General features: G+C 69.6%; 23 protein-coding genes and 2 tRNA genes. 7 read left to right on the plus strand and 18 right to left on the minus strand.

All coding sequences use genetic code 11. The annotated features are described in order from the left end of the window. Window positions 1-52: 52 nt before the first annotated feature. The 5 genes from ACG04Q_RS11420 (at window position 53) to ACG04Q_RS11440 (ending at window position 6,573) form a co-directional block, all read left to right on the plus strand. The gene (locus tag ACG04Q_RS11420; RefSeq protein ID WP_394511047.1) at window positions 53-676 is read left to right on the plus strand and encodes an RNA polymerase sigma factor; all 624 of its coding nucleotides are present in this window, start codon (window positions 53-55) and stop codon (window positions 674-676) included. Further along, window positions 673-1,281, plus strand: coding sequence for a zf-HC2 domain-containing protein (locus ACG04Q_RS11425; RefSeq protein WP_394511048.1), 609 nt, complete (start codon window positions 673-675; stop codon window positions 1,279-1,281). Before ACG04Q_RS11420 ends, ACG04Q_RS11425 begins: the two co-directional genes overlap by 4 nt. Beyond that, complete coding sequence (locus ACG04Q_RS11430; protein WP_394511049.1) at window positions 1,278-2,474, plus strand: S8 family peptidase; 1,197 nt, start codon at window positions 1,278-1,280, stop codon at window positions 2,472-2,474. Before ACG04Q_RS11425 ends, ACG04Q_RS11430 begins: the two co-directional genes overlap by 4 nt. 26 nt (window positions 2,475-2,500) lie before the next feature. Next, window positions 2,501-3,172: a TorF family putative porin gene (locus ACG04Q_RS11435; protein WP_394511050.1), complete on the plus strand. Its 672-nt coding sequence runs from the start codon at window positions 2,501-2,503 to the stop codon at window positions 3,170-3,172. A gap of 185 nt (window positions 3,173-3,357) precedes the next feature. Then, entirely contained in the window at window positions 3,358-6,573 is a 3,216-nt protein-coding gene (locus ACG04Q_RS11440; RefSeq protein WP_394511051.1) for a di-heme oxidoredictase family protein, read from the plus strand. Window positions 6,574-6,587: 14 nt separating this feature from the next. On the opposite strand, the gene ACG04Q_RS11445 is transcribed toward ACG04Q_RS11440, so the two are convergent. The 3 genes from ACG04Q_RS11445 to ACG04Q_RS11455 form a co-directional block, all read right to left on the minus strand. Then, window positions 6,588-7,895 carry a leucine-rich repeat-containing protein kinase family protein gene (locus ACG04Q_RS11445; protein WP_394511052.1) on the minus strand — a complete coding sequence of 436 codons (1,308 nt, stop codon included), beginning with the start codon at window positions 7,893-7,895 and terminating at the stop codon, window positions 6,588-6,590. Window positions 7,896-7,934: 39 nt separating this feature from the next. After that, complete coding sequence (locus ACG04Q_RS11450) at window positions 7,935-8,276, minus strand: zinc ribbon domain-containing protein YjdM (protein ID WP_394511053.1); 342 nt, start codon at window positions 8,274-8,276, stop codon at window positions 7,935-7,937. Window positions 8,277-8,441: 165 nt separating this feature from the next. Further along, complete coding sequence (locus ACG04Q_RS11455) at window positions 8,442-8,627, minus strand: ribbon-helix-helix protein, CopG family (RefSeq protein WP_394511054.1); 186 nt, start codon at window positions 8,625-8,627, stop codon at window positions 8,442-8,444. 171 nt (window positions 8,628-8,798) lie between these two features. Between ACG04Q_RS11455 and ACG04Q_RS11460 the strand changes: the two genes are divergently transcribed. Together ACG04Q_RS11460 and ACG04Q_RS11465 are read left to right on the plus strand one after the other, a co-directional pair. Continuing rightward, complete coding sequence (locus ACG04Q_RS11460) at window positions 8,799-9,572, plus strand: spermine/spermidine synthase domain-containing protein (RefSeq protein WP_394511055.1); 774 nt, start codon at window positions 8,799-8,801, stop codon at window positions 9,570-9,572. 143 nt (window positions 9,573-9,715) lie between these two features. Next, a complete protein-coding gene (locus ACG04Q_RS11465; protein WP_394511056.1) occupies window positions 9,716-10,231 on the plus strand; it encodes a hypothetical protein in 516 nt (171 codons plus the stop codon). Window positions 10,232-10,343: 112 nt separating this feature from the next. Here ACG04Q_RS11465 and ACG04Q_RS11470 read toward each other — a convergent pair whose 3' ends face one another. The 15 genes from ACG04Q_RS11470 to ACG04Q_RS11540 all read right to left on the minus strand — a co-directional run bounded on the left by ACG04Q_RS11470 (window position 10,344) and on the right by ACG04Q_RS11540 (window position 23,790). Beyond that, entirely contained in the window at window positions 10,344-10,916 is a 573-nt protein-coding gene (locus ACG04Q_RS11470) for a hypothetical protein (RefSeq protein WP_394511057.1), read from the minus strand. Between the two features lie 227 nt (window positions 10,917-11,143). Then, a tRNA-Asn gene (locus ACG04Q_RS11475) sits at window positions 11,144-11,219 on the minus strand. 67 nt (window positions 11,220-11,286) lie between these two features. Next, window positions 11,287-11,362 (minus strand) — tRNA-Asn (locus ACG04Q_RS11480). A gap of 33 nt (window positions 11,363-11,395) precedes the next feature. Further along, window positions 11,396-13,546, minus strand: a complete 2,151-nt coding sequence (locus ACG04Q_RS11485) for a TonB-dependent siderophore receptor (protein WP_394511058.1) — start codon at window positions 13,544-13,546, stop codon at window positions 11,396-11,398. A gap of 371 nt (window positions 13,547-13,917) precedes the next feature. Further along, window positions 13,918-15,006 (minus strand): NAD(P)/FAD-dependent oxidoreductase, encoded by a 1,089-nt coding sequence (locus tag ACG04Q_RS11490; protein ID WP_394511059.1) that lies wholly within the window; start codon window positions 15,004-15,006, stop codon window positions 13,918-13,920. Window positions 15,007-15,032: 26 nt separating this feature from the next. Beyond that, a complete protein-coding gene (fdxA, locus tag ACG04Q_RS11495) occupies window positions 15,033-15,356 on the minus strand; it encodes a ferredoxin FdxA (RefSeq protein WP_394511060.1) in 324 nt (107 codons plus the stop codon). Continuing rightward, a complete protein-coding gene (cobA, locus tag ACG04Q_RS11500; protein WP_394511347.1) occupies window positions 15,353-16,114 on the minus strand; it encodes a uroporphyrinogen-III C-methyltransferase in 762 nt (253 codons plus the stop codon). The genes fdxA and cobA overlap by 4 nt, the downstream gene beginning before the upstream one ends. Before the next feature lie 5 nt (window positions 16,115-16,119). Next, window positions 16,120-17,409 (minus strand): sulfate adenylyltransferase subunit 1, encoded by a 1,290-nt coding sequence (locus ACG04Q_RS11505; RefSeq protein ID WP_394511061.1) that lies wholly within the window; start codon window positions 17,407-17,409, stop codon window positions 16,120-16,122. Then, complete coding sequence (cysD, locus tag ACG04Q_RS11510) at window positions 17,409-18,374, minus strand: sulfate adenylyltransferase subunit CysD (protein WP_394511062.1); 966 nt, start codon at window positions 18,372-18,374, stop codon at window positions 17,409-17,411. Before cysD ends, ACG04Q_RS11505 begins: the two co-directional genes overlap by 1 nt. Further along, window positions 18,371-19,084, minus strand: coding sequence for a phosphoadenylyl-sulfate reductase (locus ACG04Q_RS11515; RefSeq protein WP_394511348.1), 714 nt, complete (start codon window positions 19,082-19,084; stop codon window positions 18,371-18,373). The genes cysD and ACG04Q_RS11515 overlap by 4 nt, the downstream gene beginning before the upstream one ends. 41 nt (window positions 19,085-19,125) lie before the next feature. Then, window positions 19,126-19,620 carry a DUF934 domain-containing protein gene (locus ACG04Q_RS11520; protein WP_394511063.1) on the minus strand — a complete coding sequence of 165 codons (495 nt, stop codon included), beginning with the start codon at window positions 19,618-19,620 and terminating at the stop codon, window positions 19,126-19,128. Between the two features lie 7 nt (window positions 19,621-19,627). Beyond that, window positions 19,628-21,343, minus strand: a complete 1,716-nt coding sequence (locus ACG04Q_RS11525) for a nitrite/sulfite reductase (RefSeq protein WP_394511064.1) — start codon at window positions 21,341-21,343, stop codon at window positions 19,628-19,630. Between the two features lie 2 nt (window positions 21,344-21,345). Next, on the minus strand, window positions 21,346-22,113 hold the full coding sequence (locus ACG04Q_RS11530; protein WP_394511349.1) for a sulfite exporter TauE/SafE family protein: 768 nt from the start codon (window positions 22,111-22,113) through the stop codon (window positions 21,346-21,348). A 115-nt stretch (window positions 22,114-22,228) separates the two neighbouring features. Further along, on the minus strand, window positions 22,229-23,152 hold the full coding sequence (ybiB, locus tag ACG04Q_RS11535; protein ID WP_394511065.1) for a DNA-binding protein YbiB: 924 nt from the start codon (window positions 23,150-23,152) through the stop codon (window positions 22,229-22,231). Between the two features lie 65 nt (window positions 23,153-23,217). Next, window positions 23,218-23,790, minus strand: a complete 573-nt coding sequence (locus ACG04Q_RS11540; RefSeq protein WP_394511066.1) for an outer membrane beta-barrel protein — start codon at window positions 23,788-23,790, stop codon at window positions 23,218-23,220. Window positions 23,791-24,028 lie beyond the last annotated feature (238 nt).

A 24,028-nucleotide genomic window follows, 5' to 3' on the forward strand; every position in this document is an offset into this window, starting at 1 on the left:
CTGGCTACGATGCCCGTTGAACCTTTGGAGGGTGGCGGGGTACTCACGCGGCATGTCGATCTGGTCCAGCATCCGAAAAAAGCGCGACGCCGCCCCGGCGCCGGAGCGCGGCGCGGCCACGGAAGCCGTCGAGCTGGCGCTGCTGGCCGGCGTGAAGCGTGGCCGCCGGGCCGACTTCGACGCGCTGTACCGCCTCTACCACCCGCGGCTGTGGCGCTTCCTGACGCACCTGATGCGCCAGCCCGACGCCATCGAGGAGGCGCTGAACGACACGATGCTGGTGGTGTGGCAGCGCGCCGACGGCTTCGATGGCCGCAGCAAGTTGTCGACCTGGATCTTCGGCATCGCCTACCGCAAGGGGTTGAAGGCGCTGAGCCGGCAGGACCTGCCGGTGGACGACGACGACCTGCCCGAGGCGGCGGACACGGGCCCCGGCCCCGAGCAGCAGCTCAGCCTGGGCCAGCTGCGCGGGCGGCTGCGCGAGGCGATGGCCGAGCTGTCGCCAGAGCACCGGGCCGTCGTGGAGCTGTGCTACTTCCACGACATGGCCTACGGCGAGATCGCCGAGGTGGTGGGCTGCCCCGCCGAGACCGTGAAGACGCGGATGTTCTACGCGCGGCGCCGGCTGCGCACCCTGCTCGACGATTTGGCCGGGCATGGAGGAGAGTTGTCATGAGTGTGGTCATCCCGATGGAGCACGACGAGCACGCGGCCGTGCAGGCCTTGCTGCCCTGGTTTGCACGCGGCCAGCTGGACGAGGCCGACATGGCCAAGGTGCAGCAGCATCTGCCGCACTGCGTGCTGTGCCGCAACGAACTGGCCGCCGAGCGGCCCATGCAGACACTGCTGGCCGGCGCGGGCGCGCCCGAGGACGTGGGCGACGTGGAGGCGGGCCTTGCGAAACTGCACGCGCGCCTGCTGCCGGTGGCTCGCCAGCCCGCCGCGCCGCGCTGGGTGCCCTGGGCGCTGGGCGCGCAGGGGGCGGCCTGTGCGCTGCTGCTGGGCCTGTGGCTGCAGGCGCGGCAGGACGCGCCGGCCTACGAAGGCCTGTCGGCCGCCGGCACGGTGCCGGTGGCGGCGGACGCGCTGGTCATGTTCAAGCCCGGCACCGGCGAGCAGGCGTTGAGGGAGCTGCTGCAGGCGCAGGGCGCCAGCGTCGTCGCCGGGCCGACAGAGACCGGCGCCTGGCTGCTGCGCGTGGACGCCCGCGGGCTGGCCGCGCTGCGCGCGGCGCCCATCGTGCAGCTGGCCGAGCCGCTGCAGCCGGGGCCGGCACGATGAAGCGGGCGAGCCTGTGGCTGCACTTGCTGGTGCTGCTGGCCTGCTGCCTCACCGGCCGGCCGGCAGCCGCGCAGGCCGAGGAAGCGCAGCGCCAGGTGCTCGTCATGCTGCAGCTGCCGAAGGCGCACTATCGGCCCGACGGTAGCTACGCCGGCCACTACGGCGCCGGCGTGGGCCGGCAGTCGCGCCAGCAGGTGGCGCAGAGCCTGGCGGAGAAGCACGGCCTGGAGATGCGCAGCGAGTGGCCCATGCCGCTGGCCGGCGTGGACTGCTTCGTCATGCGGCTGCCCGAGGGCGACCGGCGCTCGTCGGCCGAGGTGGCGCGCGTCGTGTCGGACGACGGCCGCGTGGCCTGGGCGCAGCCCGTGGGCCTGTACCAGGCGCAGGGCGGCAGCGCGCAGGAGCCGCTGTACGCCGCGCAGCCGGCCGCCAGCCAGTGGCAGCTGGCCGAGCTGCACCAGCTGGCCACCGGCCGCGGCGTGCGCGTGGCGGTGGTGGACAGCGGTGTGGAGACGCAGCACCCCGACCTGGCGGGCCAGGTGATGCACAGCCAGAACTTCGTCGACGACCGCCCGCCGCCGGCCGAAGGGCATGGCACGGCGGTGGCCGGCATCATCGCGGCGCGGGCCGACAACGGCGCCGGCATTGCCGGCATTGCGCCCCAGGCGCGGCTGCTGGCGCTGCGCGCCTGCTGGCAGGCCAGCCCGGCACAGACGCTGTGCACCGGCCTGGGCCTGGCCAAGGCGCTGTACGCGGCCATCCAGCAGGGCGCGCACATCATCAACCTGAGCCTGGGCGGGCCCGACGACCGGCTGCTGGCGCTGCTGCTGGACCAGGCGCAGGCGCGCGGCGCCACCGTCGTGGCGGCGCTGCCGGGGCGCGACGGTCCCTTCCCGGCCAACCACCCCGGCGTGCTGGTGGTGGGCAATGCGCCGCCGCTGCCCAGCGGTGCGATGCTGGCGCCGGGCAGCGGCATCCCCAGCACGGCGCCGGGCGGTGGCTGGACGGTGGTGACGGGCTCGTCCTTCGCCGCTGCACACGCCGCCGGCCTGCTGGCGCTGGCGCGCGAGCTGGACGCCAAGGCCACGCTGGTGACGGCGGCGCAGGGGCGCATCGACGGCTGCGCGACGCTGGCGCGCTGGGCGGGCCCCCGTCATGCGGCCTGCAGATCGCTCGTGCACACTGCGGAGTAATGCCCGCCGCGCGACCGCTGCTTCTGATGCTCCTGCTGACCGGCGCCGCGCGCGCCGATGTCGGGGCGACGCTGTCCGTGCAGACGGACGCCCGCGAGCGCGGCGTGTCGTACACCGGCAACCGGCCCGGTGTGCAGTTGGGCCTGGGCTGGGATGGCGCTGCGGGCTGGTACGGCGGCCTGTCGCTGGCGCGCGTGCGCTTCGACGCCGACCGGCGCGGTGCCTGGCTGCGGGCCTACGGCGGGCGCGTGCTCGAACTGAAGCTGGGCCTGGATGCCGAGGCCGGCCTGGTGCTGCACCGCTACGAGGGCCTGTCGCGCTACGACTTCGCCGAGGGCTATGTGGGCCTGCTGGGCGAGGGCTGGAGCGTGCGCCTGCATCACGCCCCCGACTATTACGGCAGCGGCCAGCGAACGGTCTATGCCGAGGCCAACCTGCGCTGGCCCGCGGTGGCGCCAGTGGCGGCGCTGGCCCACGTCGGCCTGCTGCACAGCCGTGGCGCGTCGCGCTGGGCCAGCCAGCCGTACAACCCGCGGGGCGCTACGCGCGTGGATGCGCGCGCGGGGGCATCCTGGCAGTGGGGCGAGGGGCTGGAAGTGCAGCTGTCATGGGTGTCCGCCGGCCGCGGCGGCCCGGTCATGTGGGCAAGCGCTACGCGGCGCAGCACGGTTGTGCTGAGCCTCAGCACTGCGCTCTGAGCCCTCGCCAGCCTTGCCGCGCCCGCTGTGTGCGCGGGTGCCGCACATGTAACGGCAGGCAAGAGATGCCCTGAAGACAGTGACAGCGGTAGACCGCCCACCGGCGCATGGGCAGCATCGCGCCCTTGCAGATGAATGCGCTTTCAACAGGGCGCGTTCCACAACCATACCGTCACGAGGGACTCATGCCGCGTCAGGTCTTGCGCCATCTATCCACCCACGGCTTGCCGTTTGCCATCAGCCTGCTGGTCGCAGCCTGTGGCGGCGGTGGCGCCGGCGAGTCATCTCAACCGACGGTGCAGGGCAGCGACGCCGGCGCCACCGCCCGAGCGCTGGCCGCAACCGCCGGCGACACCGAGGCGGCGCTGACGCCGGTGGCCGTGACGGCCAGCGCGTCGGAGCGTGACGATCTGTCCGCCGCCAAGGCCATCGACCATGACGACGGCTCGCGCTGGAGCAGCGGCTTCAGCGACGACCAGTGGCTGATGCTGGACTACGGCAAGACGGTGGCCATCAGCCGCGTGCACATCGACTGGGAGCGCGCGCACGCGACGCAGTACGAGCTGCAGGTCAGCGCCGACGGCGCGGCCTGGACGACGCTGAAGGCGGTGGCCAACAGCGCCGGCGGCAGCGAGGACTGGACGGGCCTCAGCGGCCAGGGGCGCTACCTGCGCCTGAAGGGCATCAAGCGCTCCTCGCAGTACGGTTACTCCATCTTCGAGATCCAGGCGTTCTCCGGCGTCGCGCCGGCTTCCGCGCCCGCACCGGCCCCTGCGCCGGCGCCTGCACCATCGCCGGTCGACACCAGCCAGCCCGGCGTTGCCGTCAAGCCGGTGGCCGCCACGTCGTCGGCCGTCGAGAACGCCGGCAATGCCGCCGCGATGGCCATCGACGGCAAGCCCGGCACGCGCTGGGCCAGCACGTTCGAGGACGGCGCGTGGATCCAGTTCGACTTCGGTGCCAGGACGGCCGTGGGTTACCTGAAGCTGGTCTGGGAGAACGCCTACGGCAAGGCCTACTCGCTGCGCACGTCGGACGACGGCAAGACCTGGACCGAGGTCCGCAACGTGAGCAACGGCCGCGGCGGCACCGAGGAGTTTTTCAACCTGGGCGTGAACGCGCGCTACCTGCGCCTGCAGGGCGTGGCCCGTGCCACGCAATACGGCTATTCGCTGTTCGAGGCCGAGTTCAAGACGCCGGGCAGCGACAACACGCTGGCCGACGTCGCCACGTCGGCCGTCAAGTTTCCGGCCAGCGGTGCCGGCCTCGTGCCGCTGCCGACGAGTGCGGAGCCGCTGGAGTCGCTGCAGTTCACGCTGCCCGACGGCACGCTGGTCACGCGCTTCGGCGTGCGCGGCCTGGCCCGCCACGGCCGCGAGCGTGGCGAGGACTGGAACGAGATCGGCTACGGCCCCAACGAGACGGTGGACGCTGCCGGCAACCCCGTCGACAAAGGCCCGGGCAACTTTCTGACCTTCGTGCCGCAGTACTTCAAGAACCGCACCTGGGGCTTCGAGATCATCGACAACAGCCGCGTGGCCGGTGTGACCAGGCCGACGCTGAAGGTCAACCAGTACTTCACGCAGCCGCAGCTGCCGGGCGGCGTGGCGTGGTTCCGCGCCTTCGACCGCGTGGGCGTCACCGGCTACGGCTGGATGGCCCCCGGCGAGCTGGCCGACAAGAGCCTGGCGATCTGCCCGCCCGTGGCCTACCCGCCCAACGGCAAGTTGCTCAACGCCAACCTGTTGAACAACGGCTGCAGCCTGACCGTGAACGGCTACCCCGGCCATGGCGACATCGGCGCCGACGGCATGCCCAACGGCAAGAGCGTGCCGGGCCGCGCGCTGGTCGTCGGCGACGTCATCGAGGTCTCGCCGTCGTTCTTCTCGACGACGCAGGCCATGCAGGCCATCGGCGACAACGGCGGCATCCGCTACTACGCCGGCGAGTGGACCTATGTCGTCGGCACCGGCCTGCGGCCGTCCTATGGCGTGCAGCCGCGGCTGATGAACGCGCCGCTGCCGGTGGCCACGCTGTCGGGCGGCGACGGCTCGGTGTCGTACAACTACTCCGACAACGGCCTCTTCATGTTCCAGCAGCCGCACAACCACGCGGGCATGCAGAACATGCAGCGCTTCGTCGAAGGGCGCCGCCTGGTGCACACCAACTTCACGACCGGCGACCACAACGAGCCCGGCAACGACCGCTACACGCCGGCCGTGGGCCTGCAGGGCCAGCGCTTCAACCAGTCGGCCTGCATCGCCTGCCACGTCAACAACGGCCGCAGCCCGGCGCCGACCGCCGTCAACCAGAAGCTGGACGCGATGTCCGTGCGCACCGCGATGCTGGACGCCGCCGGCCAGCAGCTGCCGCACTCGCGCTACGGCACGTCCATCCAGATGAACGCGTTCTCGGCCAGCGGCACGCCGCAGGACTGGGGCACCAGCGTGCGCGTGGGCGGCTTCGAGACGAAGACGGTGACGCTGGCCGACGGCACGGCGGTGGAACTGCGCAAGCCCACGCTGGCGTTCGACGGCCCGGTGCCGGCGGTGTTCTCGCTGCGCGCGGCGCAGCCCATGATCGGCACCGGCCTGCTGGAAGCCGTGCCCGAGGGCGACATCCTGGCCCGCGCCCGCAGCATGGCCGACGAGGACGGCGTGAAGGGCGTGCCCAACTACGTCTTCGACCCCGAGACCGGCGCCGTGCGGCTGGGCCGCTTCGGCTGGAAGGCGTCCAAGGTTTCGCTGCGCCACCAGACGGCCGCGGCGCTGCTGCAGGACATGGCGGTCACGTCGCCCGTCTACCCCAGCCGTGCGTGCAACAACGGCCCGGTGGCCTGTGCCGCGGGCAAGGCCGAGCGCGGCATTGCCGAGGCCGACCTGCAGTCCGTGTCGCGCTACCTCGCGCTCGTCGCCGTGCCGGCGCAGCGCAGCCTGCCCAGCGGCTTCCCCAAGGGCGTCGCGCCGCTGGACGAGCACCGCGTAGACCCGCTGCAGGTCAGCGCCGGCGCCAAGCTGTTCCAGGCCATGCGCTGCACCGCCTGCCATGTGACGGACATGAAGACGGGCCCCGGCCACCTGTTCGCCGAACTGCGCAACCAGGCCATCAAGCCCTACACGGACCTGCTGCTGCACGACATGGGCGCGGGGCTGGCCGACGGCTACGTGGAGGGCCAGGCCACCGGCGCGCTGTGGCGCACGGCGCCGCTGTGGGGCATCGGCTACACGGAGAAGGTCATGGGCGATGCTGCCAAGGTCGGCTACCTGCACGACGGCCGCGCCCGCAACCTGACCGAGGCCATCCTGTGGCACGGCGGCGAGGGCGGGAAGTCGCGCCAGCGCTTCGAGGCGCTGGGCAAGGCCGACCGGGACGCGGTGCTGGCCTTCCTGCGGTCGCTGTGACCGCAGGCTGAACGTCAGGCCTCAGCCAGCTCGCGCAGCGCCCGCGCCAGGTCGCGGGCCGGCGGGCGCTGCGCCACCTGCGGTTGCAGGCAGGCCTGTGCGAGCGCCGTGGCCGCTGCCGGCGCGGTGCCGCCGTCGCAGCAGCCGAGCAGCTCTTCCAGCAGGCAGCCCAGCGCGCGCACGTCCAGCGCCCGCAGCCGTGCGGCCTGCGCCGCAGGCACGCTGGCGAGGAAGGACGCGGCACCGAAGTCGCCCAGCCGCACCCGGCCCTGGCCGTCGTGCAGCAGGTTGTGCGCGTACAGGTCGCCGTGCGTGAGGCCGCGCTCGTGCAGATGCGCCAGCGCCTCGGCGACGCCGGCGGCCATCGCCAGCGCGACGGCGGGCGACAGGCGCAGCGCGGGGTCGTAGACATCGCGCGTGCACGACGCCAGGCTGGGCGGCCCGGCCAGCGTGCGGAACTCGGGGCCCACCAGTGGCATCAGCAGGCCATCGGCGCCGGCCGGGTGCCCGCTCAGCCGGCCGATGGCCGGGATGAGTTGCGGGTGCGCCCCCGCCTGCAGGCAGGCCGCGAGCTCCGTGGACGGCAGGCCGTCGCTCGTCACCTCGCCCTTGAAGACCTTCACCGCCACGGCGCCCCGGTCCGCGTGTGCCGCGCGGTAGATGTGGCCCGACGCGCCTTCGCCCAGCAGCGCCTGCACGTCGAGGCTGGCCCACGGCACGAGCGGTGCCGGGGCGTGGGCCAGCGTCTGCGCTTCCTGCGTGGCGCTGTACGGGTTGCCGCCATGGGCCAGCCAGGTCAGCCGGGGCAGCGCCAGCAGCCAGTCGGGCAGGGCGCCCAGCTGGTTGGCGGAAATGCGCAGCAACTCCAGGTTGCTGCACGCCGCCAGGCTCGCCGGCAGTGCGTGCAGCCGGTTGCCGGCCAGCGCCACCTTCTGCAGCCGCGGCCGCCGGCCCAGCTCGTCGGGAAGCGTCTCGATGCGGTTGTCCGTCAGGATCAGCCAGCGCAACTGCGGCGGCAGCGCGGCGGCCGGCACGTCGACGATGCGGTTGGCCTTGAAGCCCACCATCTCCAGCGCCTCGCAGCGCCCGAGCACCTCGGGCAGCCGCGTGAAGCGGTTGTCGGAGCAGAAGATGACCTTGAGCCGGTGCAGCCGCGGCAGGTCGGCGGGCAGGTCGTCCAGCTCGTTGTCGGACAGGTCCAGCACTTCCAGCGTGTCGGCGAGGGTGTAGACCTCGGCCGGCAGTTCGCGCAACTTGGCGCGAAGGGTCAGGCGCTGCGCGCCGTGCAAGTTGCCTGCGCGAAGTTGCTCCAGGGTGTTCAAGCGTGCCTACTTTGTCTCAGGGGTGGCGAAGCTGCAGGGTCAGACCTTGCGCACGAACTCCGACTTCAGACCCATCGCACCGATGCCTTCGATCTTGCAGTCGATGTCGTGGTCGCCGTCGGTCAGGCGGATGTTCTTGACCTTGGTGCCCACCTTCACGACCAGCGACGAGCCCTTGATCTTCAGGTCCTTGATGACGGTCACCGTGTCGCCGTCCTGCAGCACATTGCCGACGGCATCCTTGATGACGCGGGACTCCTCTGCGGTCGCCTCAGCCGGCTGCGCCGACCATTCGTGGCCGCACTCGGGGCAGATGAGCTGGGCGCCGTCCTCGTAGGTGTAGACGGACTGGCACTTGGGGCAGGCGGGCAGGGTGCTCATGGGGTTCGGTAGGGGTTCAGTGTGTCGAATGGAAGCGCGTCACGTGCCGGACGCCTGCGGGTTGGCCGCGCTGGCAGGCCGACCGGGTTCTGCCGGTGGCTGCGTCGCCATGCAGCTGGCATCCCCCGGCATGCCCGACAGGCCGGCGCTCCGCGCGGCAACGGGTCAGCCGGCCTCGGGGGCCTTGGCGCCACCCGGACCGAAGTCGACACCGTGGGCCGCCAGGTAGTCGCGGATCAGGCGGCGGACCACCTGCGACGGCGTGACGTCCTGCTGCGCGCAAAGCGTCTCGAAGGCCTTCTTCTTGTCCGGGTCGATGAGGACGGTCAGTCGTGCGGTTTTCTGCTCCATGGTGTGCCTTCTATGTTAACGGCATGATAATCACGAGCACATCAAATGCCAATAAAACGGGCCGCTTGCCGGGATAGCTCCGGCCGCGGCGCGGCATCGCAGGCTGGGCGCGCCAGTGGCTGTCCATGCCGCCCGGCGCAGCCAGCCCCATCCCCGACCACTTCGCTGACCATGCCCGATACCGCCAATGCCGAGGACCACGTCAAGCCCTTCGTCTACGAGACGCTGACGACGAAGGCGCTTCACTTCTCGATCAGTGAGATCCAGAGCCGGATGCAGTCGCGCAGGCCGCTGGCGCTGGACCTGGACTACACCCGCACGATGATGGGGTTCCTGCTCTTCAACGACCGGCCGGAGACCATCGGCATGATCGGTCTCGGCGGTGGTTCGCTGGCCAAGTTCTGCCGCGCCTACCTGCCGAAGGCGCGCATCGACGTCGTCGAGATCAACCCGCACGTGATCGCGCTGCGAGACGTGTTCCACGTGCCGCCGGATGACCACCTCTTCGCGGTGCGCCGCGGCGACGGCGCGGACTTCGTGCGCTCGCCGCCGCATCGCCTGGACGTGTTGATGGTCGACGGCTACGACCCCGACGGCATCCCGCCCGCCTTGTGCTCGCAAGCCTTCTACGACGACTGCCGCGACTCACTGCAGCCGGAAGGCCTGCTGGTCGTGAACCTGCACATGGGGCACTGCGACTACGCCCTGCACGTCGAGCGCATCCGCCGCGCATTCGACGGCCGCGTGCTCGTCCTGTGTGACCGGGATTGCGGCAACAGCATCGTCTTCGGCTGTGACGGCCGCCGGCTGCAGCGCGCCCAGACCGCGCAGCTTCGCCGCCCCCGCCACTTCGATGCCGCCGCCTGGGAAGAGCTGGCGCCCAGCATCGCAGAAGTCATGGTTGAGCTGCGGAAGGCGGTGTTTGACGGGGTGGGGCGCGGTTGATGCACTCCGCACAGGAGTGCGCTTCAATCAAAAGGGCTGAAGGTATGCGTCTGGGCAAGTCGTCAGCCCCTGTTTCAAGGCGGCCAGCGATGACAATCTGACCTCGCTATCAGTCCCAGTCAAAGATGCGTCACCGTGGTGTTGTGCGCCTGATCTTGCTGCTGATCCTTGCCGTTGGCGGGCTGCTGCTTGACAGCGTTTTCGGGGAACAGTTTCTCGCGGTCTATTCGATACCCACAGCGATGCTTGCACCGATGCTCGTCGCTCCATCGGCGCTTCTCATGACTTCAACACGGCTCCGTGCGCAAGTGCGTTCCCGATATCCCACCGCTTGGGTCAGGTGGCTTGTTTGGCCTGCCTTCATTCTCTGCTTCGCAGGCCTGCTGTTCATCTCGGGCCAAGGCTGGGTTGCGGGCGCGAGTCGGCTGCTTGCGCGCAAACAGTCGGCTGTCGAACTTCAGGTCGTGAGCGTCGGTAGGTACGAGTCCCGGCGGACGCTTTGCCTTCAGCGGGTTGAAGTGGAGTACATGAACGTCAAGTCACGACTGTGCGCAGACCCTCTTCTAGCGCAGGGTGAGGCGCTTGCCGGCAAGAGGTTGCTGGCAGTTGGTGTCACCTCGCCTTTGGGCCTGCACATCGAAGCACTGCGGTTGCAGTGAGCAGCGGCGCCCTGCTTTGTTGGTGTCGGTCGGACACATCATTTGCCTGTTGAATCCGCCTTCCAGCGATCTGGCAAGAGTTCCTCAGTTCGGCTGGCAGGCGGCGCCGGTATCACGGCCACCCTGCAAAGCGCAGTGCTGCCCGAACACCTAGGTAGAGCATGTATCCCATCGTGCCCAAGCCCAACAAGACGAGCGCAGCGGCAGTGCGCTCGACAGCAACAGGAAGCTTCGGCTGCAAGTGCACGTCTTTCACGAGTGCAAAACCATCGTCATGCTTGATGGGCAAGTTGACGTCGTGAGCCTTCATAGGCGGCTGGTAAAGATAGGAAACCAGCGCCTCCTCGCCCGGCACCATCAGTGGAATGACGATGTCTGATGACCCGGTTGAAGGATTCGGCTCGATTGCATACTGGGTCGGAGGCCGGACAAAGTAGTCCGGCGGATTCAGGTGAGGCAAGCGCACATTCTTGGCGGGCTTCTTCCCGATGTTGCGGACGACCACTTCGTGCGTGAACACCCTAAATGGATCTTGGCCCGGCAATCGAACTTCGTGAGTGCTGACGCTGCCATAGAAGGTGATCACCTTTGGCTTCCTCTCAGCCCAAGACTTCCCGAGCGCCCCGACTAAGGCGCCAAACAGCGGCTTAGCCACTTCGCCGACAACTGCCCATTCGATTGCCATGTGAGTTCCTCCCTAGACTGATTCTGGGAGGAGGGTACTCGATGGTCATCCGGACAGCCCCTGTGGACAACTTGTCGAGGCTCAGCTGTTAAATCCGGCTTGAATCACTGCAAAAGCGCCTGCCAGTTACTGCAAAAGCGGATGCCAATCACTGCAAAAGCGCGCGCCGCGCCACATGCGGTCAAAAAGAAAAAGCCCCACACGCTTTCGCATGTGAGGCTTTGATTTGGCTCCCCGACCTGGGCTCGAACCAGGGACCTACGGATTAACAGTCCGGCGCTCTACCGACTGAGCTATCGAGGAATGGATTTGTATGTCGGCATGACAAGCGGTTGCGTCATGCGTCTTGGCATCTTGCGATGCAATTCTGTGGCTCCCCGACCTGGGCTCGAACCAGGGACCTACGGATTAACAGTCCGGCGCTCTACCGACTGAGCTATCGAGGAACAGAGCCCACGACTATAGCAGTTTTTTCGCGGTCAGAGTCGAACTTCGAGACTTGCGCGGAAAGTTCTCGTTTCGAGCGGGTAGAGGTAGCTGTGATCGAACTGCCACGGTGACTCGCGCCAGGCGCGCTTGTTGGCCAGGTTGTCCACCGCGGCACGCCAGATCCAGGTCTGGCCGCCCAGCAGCTGCGTGTAGCGCAGGCTCGCGTCGGCCACGGTCCAGGCGGGCACGGTGACGCCATTGTCGGGCGTCGCGAAGCGGCGGCCCTCGTGGCGCATGCCGGCTTGCAGCTGCAGGCCGGGCAGCAGGTCCTGGCGCACGTGCACCTTTATCGTCGTCTCCGGCACGTTGGCGGGGCGCAGGCCGTTGAGCGCGGTGTCGGCACTGCCGTGGCGGCGGGCCTGCAGGCGCATGGCGCTCGCGAACACGCCGCCGCCGCTCCACTTGAGGTCGGCGCTGGCCTCGACGCCGCGGTGGCGGGCCTGGCCGTCGGCGCGGCGCTCGCAGCTGTCGTTGGCGCTGCACTCGGTGAAGCCGGGCAGCACGACGTCGCGCCAGGCGGGGCGGTGGATGTCGAACAGCGTCAGCGAGCCTTCGACGCGCTGCGTGCCGGTCTTCAGGCCGATCTCGGTCTGGCGGCTCTTCAGCGCGGGCAGGGCCTGGCCGCGGTTCTTGAAGCGCGCGCGGTTGGGCGCGACTTCGCTCTCGATGCCCTGGCCCCAGCTGGCGTAGACCAGCCAGTCGCTGGCGATGGCGTGGCTGACGGCGACCCATGGCGTCGTAACGCCCTGCGAGTAGTCCGTCGCGCGCGAGCCGTCGGTGCGCACGCTCTCACGCTGCAGGCGGGAGTGGCGCAGGCCCAGCCAGGCGCTGGTGTCGGCGCCCAGGACCACGCGGTCGCGCAGGTAGAGCTCGTTGCTGCGCTCGTCGCGGTTGGTATTCTCGCCGGTCAGCGCGGGGCTGGGCGCGGTGACGACGTTGCCGCTGAGGTTGCCGATGCCGGTGAAGTTGTAGGCCTGGCGCTGGAAGCGGCTCTTGAAGTGGCTGCTCAGGCCGCCCACGGTCAGGTCGTGGCGCAGGCCGCCCAGCTGCACGGGGCCGCTGGCGGAGATGTCGAGCGACGTCGTGTCGCGGTGCTCGTTCTCGCTGCGGAAGTCGTAGAGGTCGAAGCGGCCGTCAGGGCCGAAGCGGTCGCAGTAGTAGGCGCCGGAGAAGTCGCTGTTCTCGTTGCAGTCCAGGCCGAACGCGAAGGCGTTGCGGTCATCCGTGCGCAGGCGCTGCACGCCCAGGTGGGCCTGCGCACGCCAGTCGTTGCCCAGCTTCTGCTGCACGCGCAGCGAGGCGTGGGTGTTGTCGAAGACGACGGGCAGCGTCCAGGGCTGGTTGTTGAGGTTCAGCCGCGGGTCGATGGCCTTCGCGTCCGGCAGCTTGTCGCCCAGCAGGCTGAAACCGTCCTGGCTGGGCTGGCTCTGGCGGTTGAACTCGATCTCGGCTTCGACGAGGGTGTCGGCGCTGACGCGCCAGTCGGCCGCCACCGCCGCGGTGTGCGAGCGGCCGCGGGCGTTGTTGACCTGCGGGTCCAGGTGGGCGGCGGCGAGGTTCAGGCGCAGGCCGAACTCACGCTGGCTGCCGAAGCGTTGCGAGTGGTCGACGCTCGCGGCCACCGTGCCGCCCTGGACGACGTTGAGCATCAGCGCCGTGCCGTCCTCGGCCAGCGGTCGCTTGACGACGAAGTTGACGAGGCCGGCCGGCGAGCTGGTGCCGGCCTGCATGGCGGAGCTGCCCTTGAGCACCTCGATGGCCGACTTGTTGACCAGCGACAGCGCGGTCTCGCCGCTGACAGGCAGGCCGTCGCGGCGCAGGTTGAAGCGGTTGTCGAGGTCGAAGCCGCGGACCTTGAGCTGCGACCAGTAGCCGACGGCGTTGTAGGCGTCGGAGACGGACGCGTCCAGCTTGGTGATGCCGGACAGCTGGGTGATGCCCAGGTCTTCCAGTCGTTCGGCGGACAGGCTCAGCGCCTGCATGGGCAGCCGGGCCGGCGCCTCGTTGAAGCCGGACAGGCTGGGCACGGCCTCGACGGACTTGCCGGTCACGCTGACTTGCGGCAGCGATTGCGCGGAGGCGGCGCCGGCGGCCAGCAGGGCGGCTGCGGTGGCGATGAGGGAGAGAGTAGGTCTTGCCATCGGAATGCGAAGCGATGGCAGGTCGGCAAACACTGAAGACGCCAGGCCCCCGGGAGACGAAACAGGATGGGGGCTGCGATTCGGCTGCTTCCCTGCGCGAGGATTACCTCGAATCCCCTATTGGGGACTCTGAAGCGCGTTGCCGCGCTTCCAGTCAGGTTCAAAGGGACTGTCTCAGTCGATGGCACCAGGCCATCAACACCCCTAGCGAAGACGCGCCACACAGAGATGGCGCGTGAAGCGGATTCTATTCGCGGCCGCTGCCAGGCTTGCGCAATGGCGTCACAGCAAGGCGCGCGGGCGCAGACAGTGGCATCGCCACGGCAAGCCCGTGCAACGCCGCTGTGGCGTCATTTCGCAAGCCCCAACCCTTAGTCGAAGACGGGGGAGTCGACGCCGAGAACCTTGTGCAGCTTCGGGCTGGTTGTCGTGTACTGCAGATGCACCCGCTTGTCGGGGAACACGTAGGGCGCTGCGCCGAACGCGGCCAGCGCGGCCTCGTGGAAGCCGCTCAGGATGAGCTTCTTCTTGCCCGGGTAGGTGTTCACGTCGCCGACGGCGAAGATGCCCGGCACGCTGGTCTCGAACTTCTCGGTGTCGACGACGATCTGCTTGCGCTCCAGCGCCAGCCCCCATTCGGCGATGGGGCCCAGCTTGGGGCTGAGGCCGAAGAAGGCCAGCACCTGGTCGCAGGGCACGACGCGCGTGATGCCGTCGTTGCCGGCGATCTTGAGGCCGGTCAGCTGGCCATCGCGTTCGTCGATGCCCACCGTCTGGCCGACGATGAACTGCATCTCCTGTGCATCGCACAGCGCCTGCATCTTGGCGACGCTGGCCGGTGCGGCCCGGAAGCCGTCGCGGCGGTGCACGAGGATGACGCTCTCGGCCTTGTGCGGGTTGCCGTCCTCGTGGGCGGCGCAGAAGTTCAGTGCCCAGTCCAGCGCGGAGTCGCCGCCGCCGATGATGAGCAGGTTCTTGCCGGCGAACTGGTTCGGCGCCTTGACGCGGTAGTGGACCTGCGAGCCCTCGTAGGGCTCGACGCCCTCGACCTTCAACGTGCGCGGCTGGAAGCTGCCCACGCCGCCGGCGATGAAGACCGTCTTCGTCAGGAACTGCGTGCCCTTGCTGGTTTCGACGAAGAAGCGGCCGTCGGCCTGCTTCTGCACGACGGTGACTTCCTGGCCCAGGTGGAAGGTCGCGCCGAACGGCTCGATCTGCTTGAGCAGGTTGTCCGTCAGCTCCTTGCCGGTGCACAGGGGCACGGCCGGGATGTCGTAGATGGGCTTGTCGGGGTATAGCTCGATGCACTGGCCACCGGGGTAGGCCAGGCTGTCGATGATGTGGGCCTTGATCTCCAGCAGGCCCAGCTCGAAGACCTGGAACAGGCCTACGGGCCCGGCGCCGACGATGACGGCGTCGGTCTCGATGGCATCCGGGCGCGGAGAGGCTTGGTCTTGCATGCGAAGACGGCGCGGCGCGCCGGGGTTCAGCGGATCAGTTCGTTCAGCTTGCCCGTCTTGTCCTTCCACTCGTCGGCGTCGGGCAGGGCGGGCTTGCGCTTGGTGATGCTGGGCCAGTTCTTGGCCAGGTCCGCGTTGATCTTGATCATGTGGATCTGGTCACCCGGCACATCCTCCTCCGGCATGATCGCGTTGACCGGGCACTCGGGGATGCAGACGGCGCAGTCGATGCACTCGTCCGGGTCGATGGTCAGGAAGTTCGGGCCTTCGCGGAAGCAGTCGACCGGGCAGACGTCGACGCAGTCGGTGTATTTGCAGCGGATGCAGGCTTCGGTGACGACGTGGGTCATGAGCGGCTCTGAGAGGTAAGGGGTGCCTGTTCAGGCGAAACGATGATTTTATTGGACGCCGGCAGGGCGCCCGTGCCGACGATGAGAACGGCCGGCCGGCCGCCGTGCAAAGGTGCGGCGTTGGCGAGGTTGGCCAGCGCGTGCTCGCTGGTCAGGGCGTCGGGGCAGCCGGCGCGGCTGACGACCAGCGCGGGCGTGTCGGCGGCCCAGCCGGCGGCGATGAGCTTGGGGCCCAGCGTGTCGAGCTGCCGGCCGGCCATGTAGAAGACTTCGGTGTCGGCCGACAGCGCCGCGCGCAGCTCGCCCTCGGCCGTCATGGCCGTCGTCAGGCTGACATTGCGGCCGCGGCCGCGCCGGGTCAGCGGGCGCTGCGTCAGCGCTGCAGCGGCCGAGGCGGCGGTGACGCCGGGGATGACTTCGCTGGCGATGCCCGCGTCGGCCAGCGCCTGCAGTTCCTCTTCCAGGCGGCCGAAGACGCTGGCGTCGCCGCCCTTGAGGCGCACGACGACGGCATGCTCGCGGGCGGCCTGCACCAGCAGTGCGTTGATCTCGGCCTGCTTGGCCGAATGCTCGAAGCCGCGCTTGCCGACATAGGTCCAGCGCGCGTTGGGCGCGAGATCCTGCAGTGCCGGGTCGGCCAGCGCGTCGGCCAGCACGATGTCGGCCGTGGCGAGCGCGCGGGCGCCGCGGACCGTGATGAGGTCTGCCGCGCCGGGGCCGGCGCTGACGAAGATCACACGGCCCGCCGCGGCGCCCATCGCCGTCACCAGTCTTCTTCGGCGGCGGCCGCCGGCTGCACGTCCACCAGCAGCGCGCCGCTGGTGCGGTGGCTGGCCGGGTCGACGACGATCAGCGCGCCGCCGACGCGGTTGTCCACGAAGGGCTCGACGGGCAGCTCGTGCTGCACTTCCATCTGCACGCGGCCGATGGTGTTGACGGGCAGCTCATGCGCGTCCTGCGGCGTCAGCGTGTTGATGTCCAGCACCGAGTCGATGGCCGAGATGCGCGCCTGCACCCAGCGGTTGCCGTGGCGCACCCAGTACTTGCGGCCGGGCTTGGCGGCCTCGGTGTCCAGCCAGGCCAGCGTCGCGGGGAAGGTCTTGGTCTGCGTGGCCGAGCCGGGGGTGACGATCCAGTCGCCGCGGCTCACATCCAGCTGGCGGTCCAGCACCAGGCCGGCCGAGTCGCCGGCGGCGGCGCTTTCCACCGTCTCGCCGGCCAGGCGAACCTCGGCGACGACGGCCGTCTGCTTCGACGGCAGCACCTCGATGGTGTCGCCGGCCTTCACGGCGCCGTGGGCGATGCGGCCCCACAGCACGCGCGGCTGCACGCCGGTGCCGTTGGACTGGTAGGCGTCCTTCTGCACGTACTGCACGGGCAGCGACAGCGGCGCGTCGGTGCGCTCGCTCAGCGTGGGCAGACGCTCCAACACCTGCAGCAGGCTCTCGCCCGTCCACCAGGGCGCGTCCAGCGGCTGGGTCACGTTGTCGCCACGAAGCGCGCTGACGGGCACGGTGGCCGCCACGTTCAGGCCGGCGGCAGCGGCGAACTTGTCCAGCGCGGCCTTCACCTTGGCGAAGCCGGCAGCCGGGTCGTCCAGCGCGTCGATCTTGTTGACGGCGAACACGAGGCTGGGCACGCGCAGCAGCTGGGCCAGCAGCGAGTGGCGGCGCGTCTGCGGCAGCAGCGGCACGTCATCCTGTGTCAGGTCCAGCTTGGTGATGTCCACCAGCACGACGGCGGCGTCGCTGCCGGCGGCGGCCGTGACCATGTTGCGCGTGTACTGCTCATGGCCCGGGGCGTCGGCAATGATGAACTTGCGCGTCTTGGTGGCGAAGTAGCGGTAGGCCACGTCGATGGTGATGCCCTGCTCGCGCTCGGCCTCCAGGCCGTCGGTCAGCAGCGACAGGTCGATGGGCCGGCCGGCGGCGCGGCGCTCCAGCGTGTCGAGCTGGTCGGCGAGGATGGCCTGGCCGTCGAACAGCAGGCGGCCGATCAGCGTGCTCTTGCCGTCGTCGACGGAACCGGCCGTGAGGAATCGCAGCGCCTTCATCAGAAATACCCTTCCTTCTTGCGCTTCTCCATGGAAGCTTCACTGGTTCGGTCGTCCATGCGCGTGGCGCCGCGTTCGCTCACCGTCACGGTCAGCGTCTCGGCCACGACCTCGCTCGCATTCGCGGCGGGGCTCTCGACCGGGCAGGTGCAGGTCATGTCGCCCACGGTGCGGAAGCGCACCTGCACGGTCTCGACGGTCTCGCCGGGCTCGGGCGGCGTCACGTCGGTCAGCGGCACCAGCAGGCCCTTGCGGCGGATGACCTGGCGCTCATGCGCGTAGTACATGGGCGGCAGCGGGATGTTCTCGCGGGCGATGTAGAGCCACACGTCCAGCTCGGTCCAGTTGCTGATGGGAAAGCAGCGGAAATGCTCGCCCGGGCGGATGCGGGTGTTGAACAGCGTCCACAGCTCGGGGCGTTGCTCCTTGGGCTGCCATTGGCCGAAGCTGTCGCGGTGGCTGAAGATGCGCTCCTTGGCGCGTGCCTTCTCCTCGTCGCGGCGGGCGCCGCCGATGAGGGCGTCGAACTTGTGCTCCTCGATGGTCTCCAGCAGCGTGACCGTCTGGTGGCCGTTGCGGCTTTCCAGCGGGTGGGCGAGGCGGATGGTGCCGCGGGCCATGCTGTCTTCGAGGTGCCCGACGATCAGGCGCTCGCCCATGTCGGCGACGCGCTGGTCACGGAAGGTGATGACCTCGGGGAAGTTGTGGCCCGTGTCGATGTGCACCATCGGGAAGGGCAGCTGGCCCGAGTAGCCGCTGGGGTGCGCGGCGTTCTTCATCTTGAAGGCCTTCTCGGCCAGGCGCAGCACGACGCAGCTGTCCTTGCCGCCCGAGAACAGCAGGGCGGGGCGCTCGAAGCTCGCGGCCACCTCGCGCAGGATGAAGATGGCCTCTTCTTCCAGCGCATCCAGGTGCGCGTGGTCGACGTCGGCGATGAGTTGTTCAGGTTTCACAGCAGCATTCATGATTTGGCGTGCAGGCCGCATTCCTTGGATGAGTCTTCCCACCACCAGCGACCGGCGCGGAAGTCCTCGCCGACGGCGATGGCGCGCGTGCAGGGCGCGCAGCCGATGCTGGGCATGAACTGGTCATGCAGCGGGTTGTAGGGGACGGCGTACTTCTCGACGTAGGCCCAGACCTGGCCCCAAGTCCAGTCGGCGATGGGGCTGATCTTGCGGCGGCCATTGCCGTCGTCTTCATCGAACGCGACATCGCCGCGTGCGCCCGATTGCTCGCGACGCAGGCCGGTGATCCAGGCCGAGCGGCCCGCCAGCATGCGGCCCAGCGGCTCCATCTTGCGCACGCCGCAGCAGGCCTTGCGCAGTTCGATGCTCTTGTACATCGGCTCGTCGCCCTCGCGCTTGACGAACTCGATGACGGCCTCGGCGATCGGCTTGAAGACTTCGACGTCGAAGCCGTATCGGTCCTTGATCTGCGGCAGCAGCGCGAGCGTCTCGGCGTGCAGCTTGCCGGTGTCCAGCGTCGAGATGTGCACGGGCAGGCCGGTGCGTGAGATCAGGTCGGTGATGACCATGTCTTCCACGCCCAGGCTGCTGCTTTGCACCAGGCCGTCGCCGTGCTCGATGCTGGCGTCGCGCAGGCGTTGCAGCGCGGCCTCGATCTTGGCGTCGAGCGCCGGCGTCCACTTCGCGTAGAGGCCGATGGCGTTACCCACCGCAGGCGCGGCGGCCCAGGGCAGGCTGCTGACGCCGTCGCTCACGCTGCGCTCCTCAGGAACCACGGGCGCGTCTCGGCCACGTCGCCCTGGTAGAAGCCGACCGGCGCGAACAGGTCCAGCGCCTTCTGCGCCGCGGCCTGCGACTGGTCGCCACGCATGACGACCTCGTCGAAGCCGGTGCGGGCCAGCAGCTGCATCATGTCCACCAGCACTTCGCCGCGGGCGCGGATGGCGCCCTTGAACTGGTGGCGGATGCGCAGCAGGTGGGCCTGGCTGTAGGCGCGGCCGTCGGTCCACTTCGGGAAGTCCAGCACGACGAGCGCGATGCGCGGCAGGTCGGGCGCGAGCTGGTTGATGTCGGCGTCGTTCGGGAACTCGATGGCGACGCGCACGTCCTGCGGCCAGTGGGCGCGCACGGCATGCCACTGCTCCAGCGACAGCAGGCGGTGGGGCGCCGGATCGGGATCGGGCTTGGGGCCGTCTTCGCCGATGGCGTGCTTCCAGGGGCAGGTGGTGGCGTTGATGAACTTCATGGCTTGATCAGGCCTTGGCGGTCGAAACGCGAACGGCATTCGCGGCGGTCTTGAACGGGTCGAGCCCCAGGCGCTTCACCGCGTCGATGAAGTGCTCGCCGGCCAGGCGCTCGCGCTTGAAGGTCTCGATGACGGCGTCGATGGCATCGGCGATCTCGTCGGCCGCGAAGCTGGGGCCGATGACCTTGCCGGCCACGGTGCCGCCGGCCAGGTGCGTGCCGTCGCCGCCACCCAGCGTCAGCTGATACCACTCGGTGCCGTCCTTGTCGACGCCGAGGATGCCGATGTGGCCGCTGTGGTGGTGGCCGCAGCTGTTGATGCAGCCACTGATGTGCAGGTCGATCTCGCCGAGGTCTTCGAGTTCGTCGATGTCCTGGTAGCGCTCGGCGATCTCGGCGGCCAGCGGCAGCGAGCGGGCATTGGCCAGCGCGCAGAAGTCGCCGCCGGGGCAGGCGATCTGGTCGGTCAGCAGGCCCGCGTTGGGCGTGGCGAAGCCGGCGGCGCGCGCGGCCTGGAACAGCTCGGGCAGGTCGGCCTCGCGCACCCACGGCAGCACGAGGTTCTGGCGGTGCGACACGCGCAGCTCGCCGTGGCTGAAGCGGTCGGCGAGCGCGGCGGCCGTGTCCATCACGTCGGCGCTGGTGTCGCCGGGGGCGATGCCCACGCGCTTCAGGCTCAGCGTGACGGCGCGGTAGCCGCTGACGCGGTGGCCATGCACGTTGCGCTGCAGCCAGCGGGCGAAGGCCGGGTCGCTGGTGTCCAGCTGCACGGGCGCTTCGGGCTTCACGCCGGCCGGGTCGACGAAGCAGGCCGCCACGCGGTCCAGCTCGGCCTGCGGAATGATCTGCTCATGGCCGGCCGGGTCGCCGGCCAGGATGCGCTGGTATTCCTCGTTGACCGCGTCGAAGAACTTCTGGCCTTCGGCCTTGACGAGGATCTTGATGCGGGCCTTGTAGAGGTTGTCGCGGCGGCCGGCGAGGTTGTAGACGCGCACGATGGCCTCGATGTAGACGAGGATGTGGTGCCACGGCACGAAACCGTTGATCTCGACGCCCGGGATGGGGGTGCGGCCCATGCCGCCACCGACGAAGACCTGGAAGCCGACCTCGCCGGCCGCGTTCTTCTTCAGTTGCAGGCCGATGTCATGCCAGCCGATGGCCGCGCGATCTTCCTGGGCGCCGGAGATGGCGATCTTGAACTTGCGCGGCAGGTGGGCGAACTCGGGATGCAGCGTGCTCCACTGGCGCAGCACTTCGGCGTAGGGGCGGGCGTCGACGATCTCGTCGGGCGCGATGCCGACGAAGGCGTCGCTGGTGATGTTGCGGATGCAGTTGCCGCTGGTCTGGATGCCGTGCATATCGACCTCGGCGAGCAGGTCCATCACGTCGGCGCTCTTCACGAGCGGGATCCAGTTGTATTGCAGGTTCTGGCGCGTCGTGAAGTGACCGTAGCCGCCCTGGCCGGCGAAGGGGCCGTCGGGCTGGCGGTCGTACTCGCGGGCAATGCGGGCGAGCTGGCGCAGCTGGCGCGAGGACAGTTCGCCGTAGGGCACGGCCACGCGCAGCATGGGCGCGTGGCGCTGGATGTACCAGCCGTTCTGCAGGCGCAGGGCGCGGAACTCGTCGGTGCCGAGGGTGCCGGCCAGGTGGCGCTCCAGCTGGTCGCGGTACTGCGCGGCGCGGGCGTGGACGAAGCGGCGGTCGAAGTCGGTGTATTGATACATGGTTAATGGATGACCTTCCAGCCGGCCATCAGAAGAGAGGCGCAGAGCAGGCTGCGCACGACGCCGTCCGGCAGACGGCGGGTCAATTGGGCGCCCAGCCAGATGCCGGGCAGCGAGCCGACGAGCAGAGACACGAGCAGCTCCCAGTTCACGTTGCCAAGGCTGGCGTGTCCGATGCCGGCGACCAGCGTAAGCGGCACGGCATGGGCGATGTCGGTGCCGACGATGTCGCGCGCCTTCAGGCGCGGGTAGATCAACAGGATGAGTGTCGCGCCGATCGCGCCGGCGCCGATGGACGACAGCGACACCAGCACGCCCAGGACCACCCCGCTGGCGACGGTCAGCGCCGGCTTGCGGGCCTCGGGAAGCCAGCGCTCCAGCCGCAGGCCCAGCGCCTGCCAGCTCGCCTTGAAGGCGACGACCACCGCCGTCAGCAACAGCGCGATGCCCAGTGAGAAGGTCAGCGCCGAGGCCCAGCCCTTGGTCACACCGGTGAGATGCATCAGCGCGATGGTGGCGATGGACGCCGGCACGGAGCCAGCCAGCAGCCGGCGCACGATGGCCCAGTTCACATGGCCGTGGCGTGCATGGGCGACCGAGCCGCTGACCTTGGTCAGGCACGCGAACCACAGGTCGGTGCCAATGGCGACGGCCGGGTTCAGCTTGAAGACGGTCAGCAGCAGCGGTGTCATCAGCGAGCCGCCGCCCACGCCGGTGATCCCGACGATGAGGCCGACCCCCAGTCCACTCGCAATTGCAATTCCGTCCAGCACGCCGCCCCCTGGGGCGACTCCATGTCACCCGAGGGCGCGACTCTAGGGAATGTTGCAGCGCCGCAGAACGATTTAATTCTTGGGCCTATATGCCCGAGCTGAATAAGCAACCTCAGTTTGTGGCGAGTTCCTTCAGCGCCGCGACCTGTTCGGCGATGCGGGGTGGCACCAATTCGGTGCCTGTCAGCATGGCGCGGATCAGCGCGGCGTTCTCCGCCGGCGCGCAGGCGGGCGACAGCGGCCAGTCCAGGTCGGCCGTGTCGTCCGGGTGCAGCGGCGCCGTCTGCCCGTCCTGGAAGCCGATCAGGTGGGCCTTGCGGCGCAGATGGGCGTAGGCCTCGCCCTCGCTGGCGCGCATCAGCAGCGCCCGGCCGCCGCCGGCGGTCAGGCCGGGCAGCGCCTGGCCCATGCTGTCCAGGTACTCCGGGTGCGTGACGGCCACGACGCGCACGCCGCGCCCGGCGGGGAACGGGTCCAGCAGCTTGGCCAGGCTGTGCGAGCTGTTGCGCAGGCCCAGGCGGGGACGCAAGGCCATCAAGTTGTTCAACCCCGGGTTCAGCATCTGCAAAGGCAGCACGGCCAGCCGCTGGGTGGCCAGGCGCTGTTCGGCCTCGGGCAGCGAGGCGCTGGCGGGCAGGCCCAGCGCCTCCAGCAGCTCGAACGGGCTGTGCCGGCTGTCGAAGTCGTGCCGGCCGAAGATCAGCACCGGCACGCCCTCGCGGGCCAGCAGCAGTGCCACCAGCGGCATCAGGTTGGCCTGCTTGCGGGCGCCGTTGAAGCTGGGCAGCAGCACGGTGCGGGGCCCGGGCGGGGCTGCCACCGGGGCCGTGCGGGCGGCCATGGCCGTCAGGAAGCCCGCCACCTCGTCGGCGCTCTCGCCCTTGATGCGCATCGCGATGAGCAGCGCGCCCAGCTCCATGTCGGGCACGGTGCCGTCCAGCATCTCGCCGAACAGCTGCTCGGCCTGGTCGCGCGTCAGGTCGCGGGCACCCTTGGTGCCGCGGCCCACTTCCTTGATCAACGGGGCGTAGTCCATCCCCGCGAGTGTAGAAACGGCCCGGGCCGCGCGAGGCGGCCGGGGCCGGTGCGAGAGGGGCCGCGTCAGAACGCCATGCGTGCGCCCAGCGACACCATGCGCAGGTTGGTGCGCTCGCCCTGGTACTCGGCGCGCGTCGCGTCGATGCCCAACTCCACGCGGGTGGACGGCGTCAGCGCGTAGTTCAGCGCCAGGCCCACGATGGGCTGCGTCTTGCTCTCGCGGTCGGAGCCGGACAACACGCCCGCGTCGGCATGCAGCTTGGTGCGGACGTAGGCGGCGCCCAGGCGCCCGGTCAGCGCCCAGTCGGGCGTCAACTCGGCGGTGTAGGCGCCGCCCAGCACCACGGCCTCGGGCTTGCCGCTCACCGACAGCGGGCCGCTGGAGGCGCGGAACTTGCCGAAGTTGGCATAGCCGCCTTCCAGCGCGAAGCCGTTGCCGAACGAGTAGCCCAGCATGGCCTTGCCGCCGGTGGCGCTCTTGTCGCAGGCGAGGCTGCCGTCGCAGCTGACGTTGAGCCGGCTCTGGCCCAGCGAGAGCAGGCCGTAGGCATGCGGCTGCGTGCTGTTGGCGCCGATCTGCGCATGGGCGCCGGCGGCCAGGGCCAGGGCGGCGAGGGTGAGGGCGATCTTTTTCATGTCGTACTGCTTCCTGCTTCAGTCATCGGGTGCAGCGCTGGGGGGCGCTGCGTCGGGAAACGCGACGGAGCCGCGTGGAGGCATCGTCGGCGCAGCCGCAACCTCCTTGCTGTAGGAGCAGGCCGCCCGCGGGCGACGGACTCGGGCCCCCGGCCGTAAGCAAACGCAAGGGGAGAAACGGCAGGGCGCGCCTGCCGAGGTGAAGATTGCCCATCGCCGCCGCCGGCCCGCAGTCATC

It is taken from the genome of Pelomonas lactea (genome assembly GCF_043555885.1).
GTDB classification, from domain to species: Bacteria; Pseudomonadota; Gammaproteobacteria; order Burkholderiales; family Burkholderiaceae_C; genus Pelomonas; species Pelomonas lactea.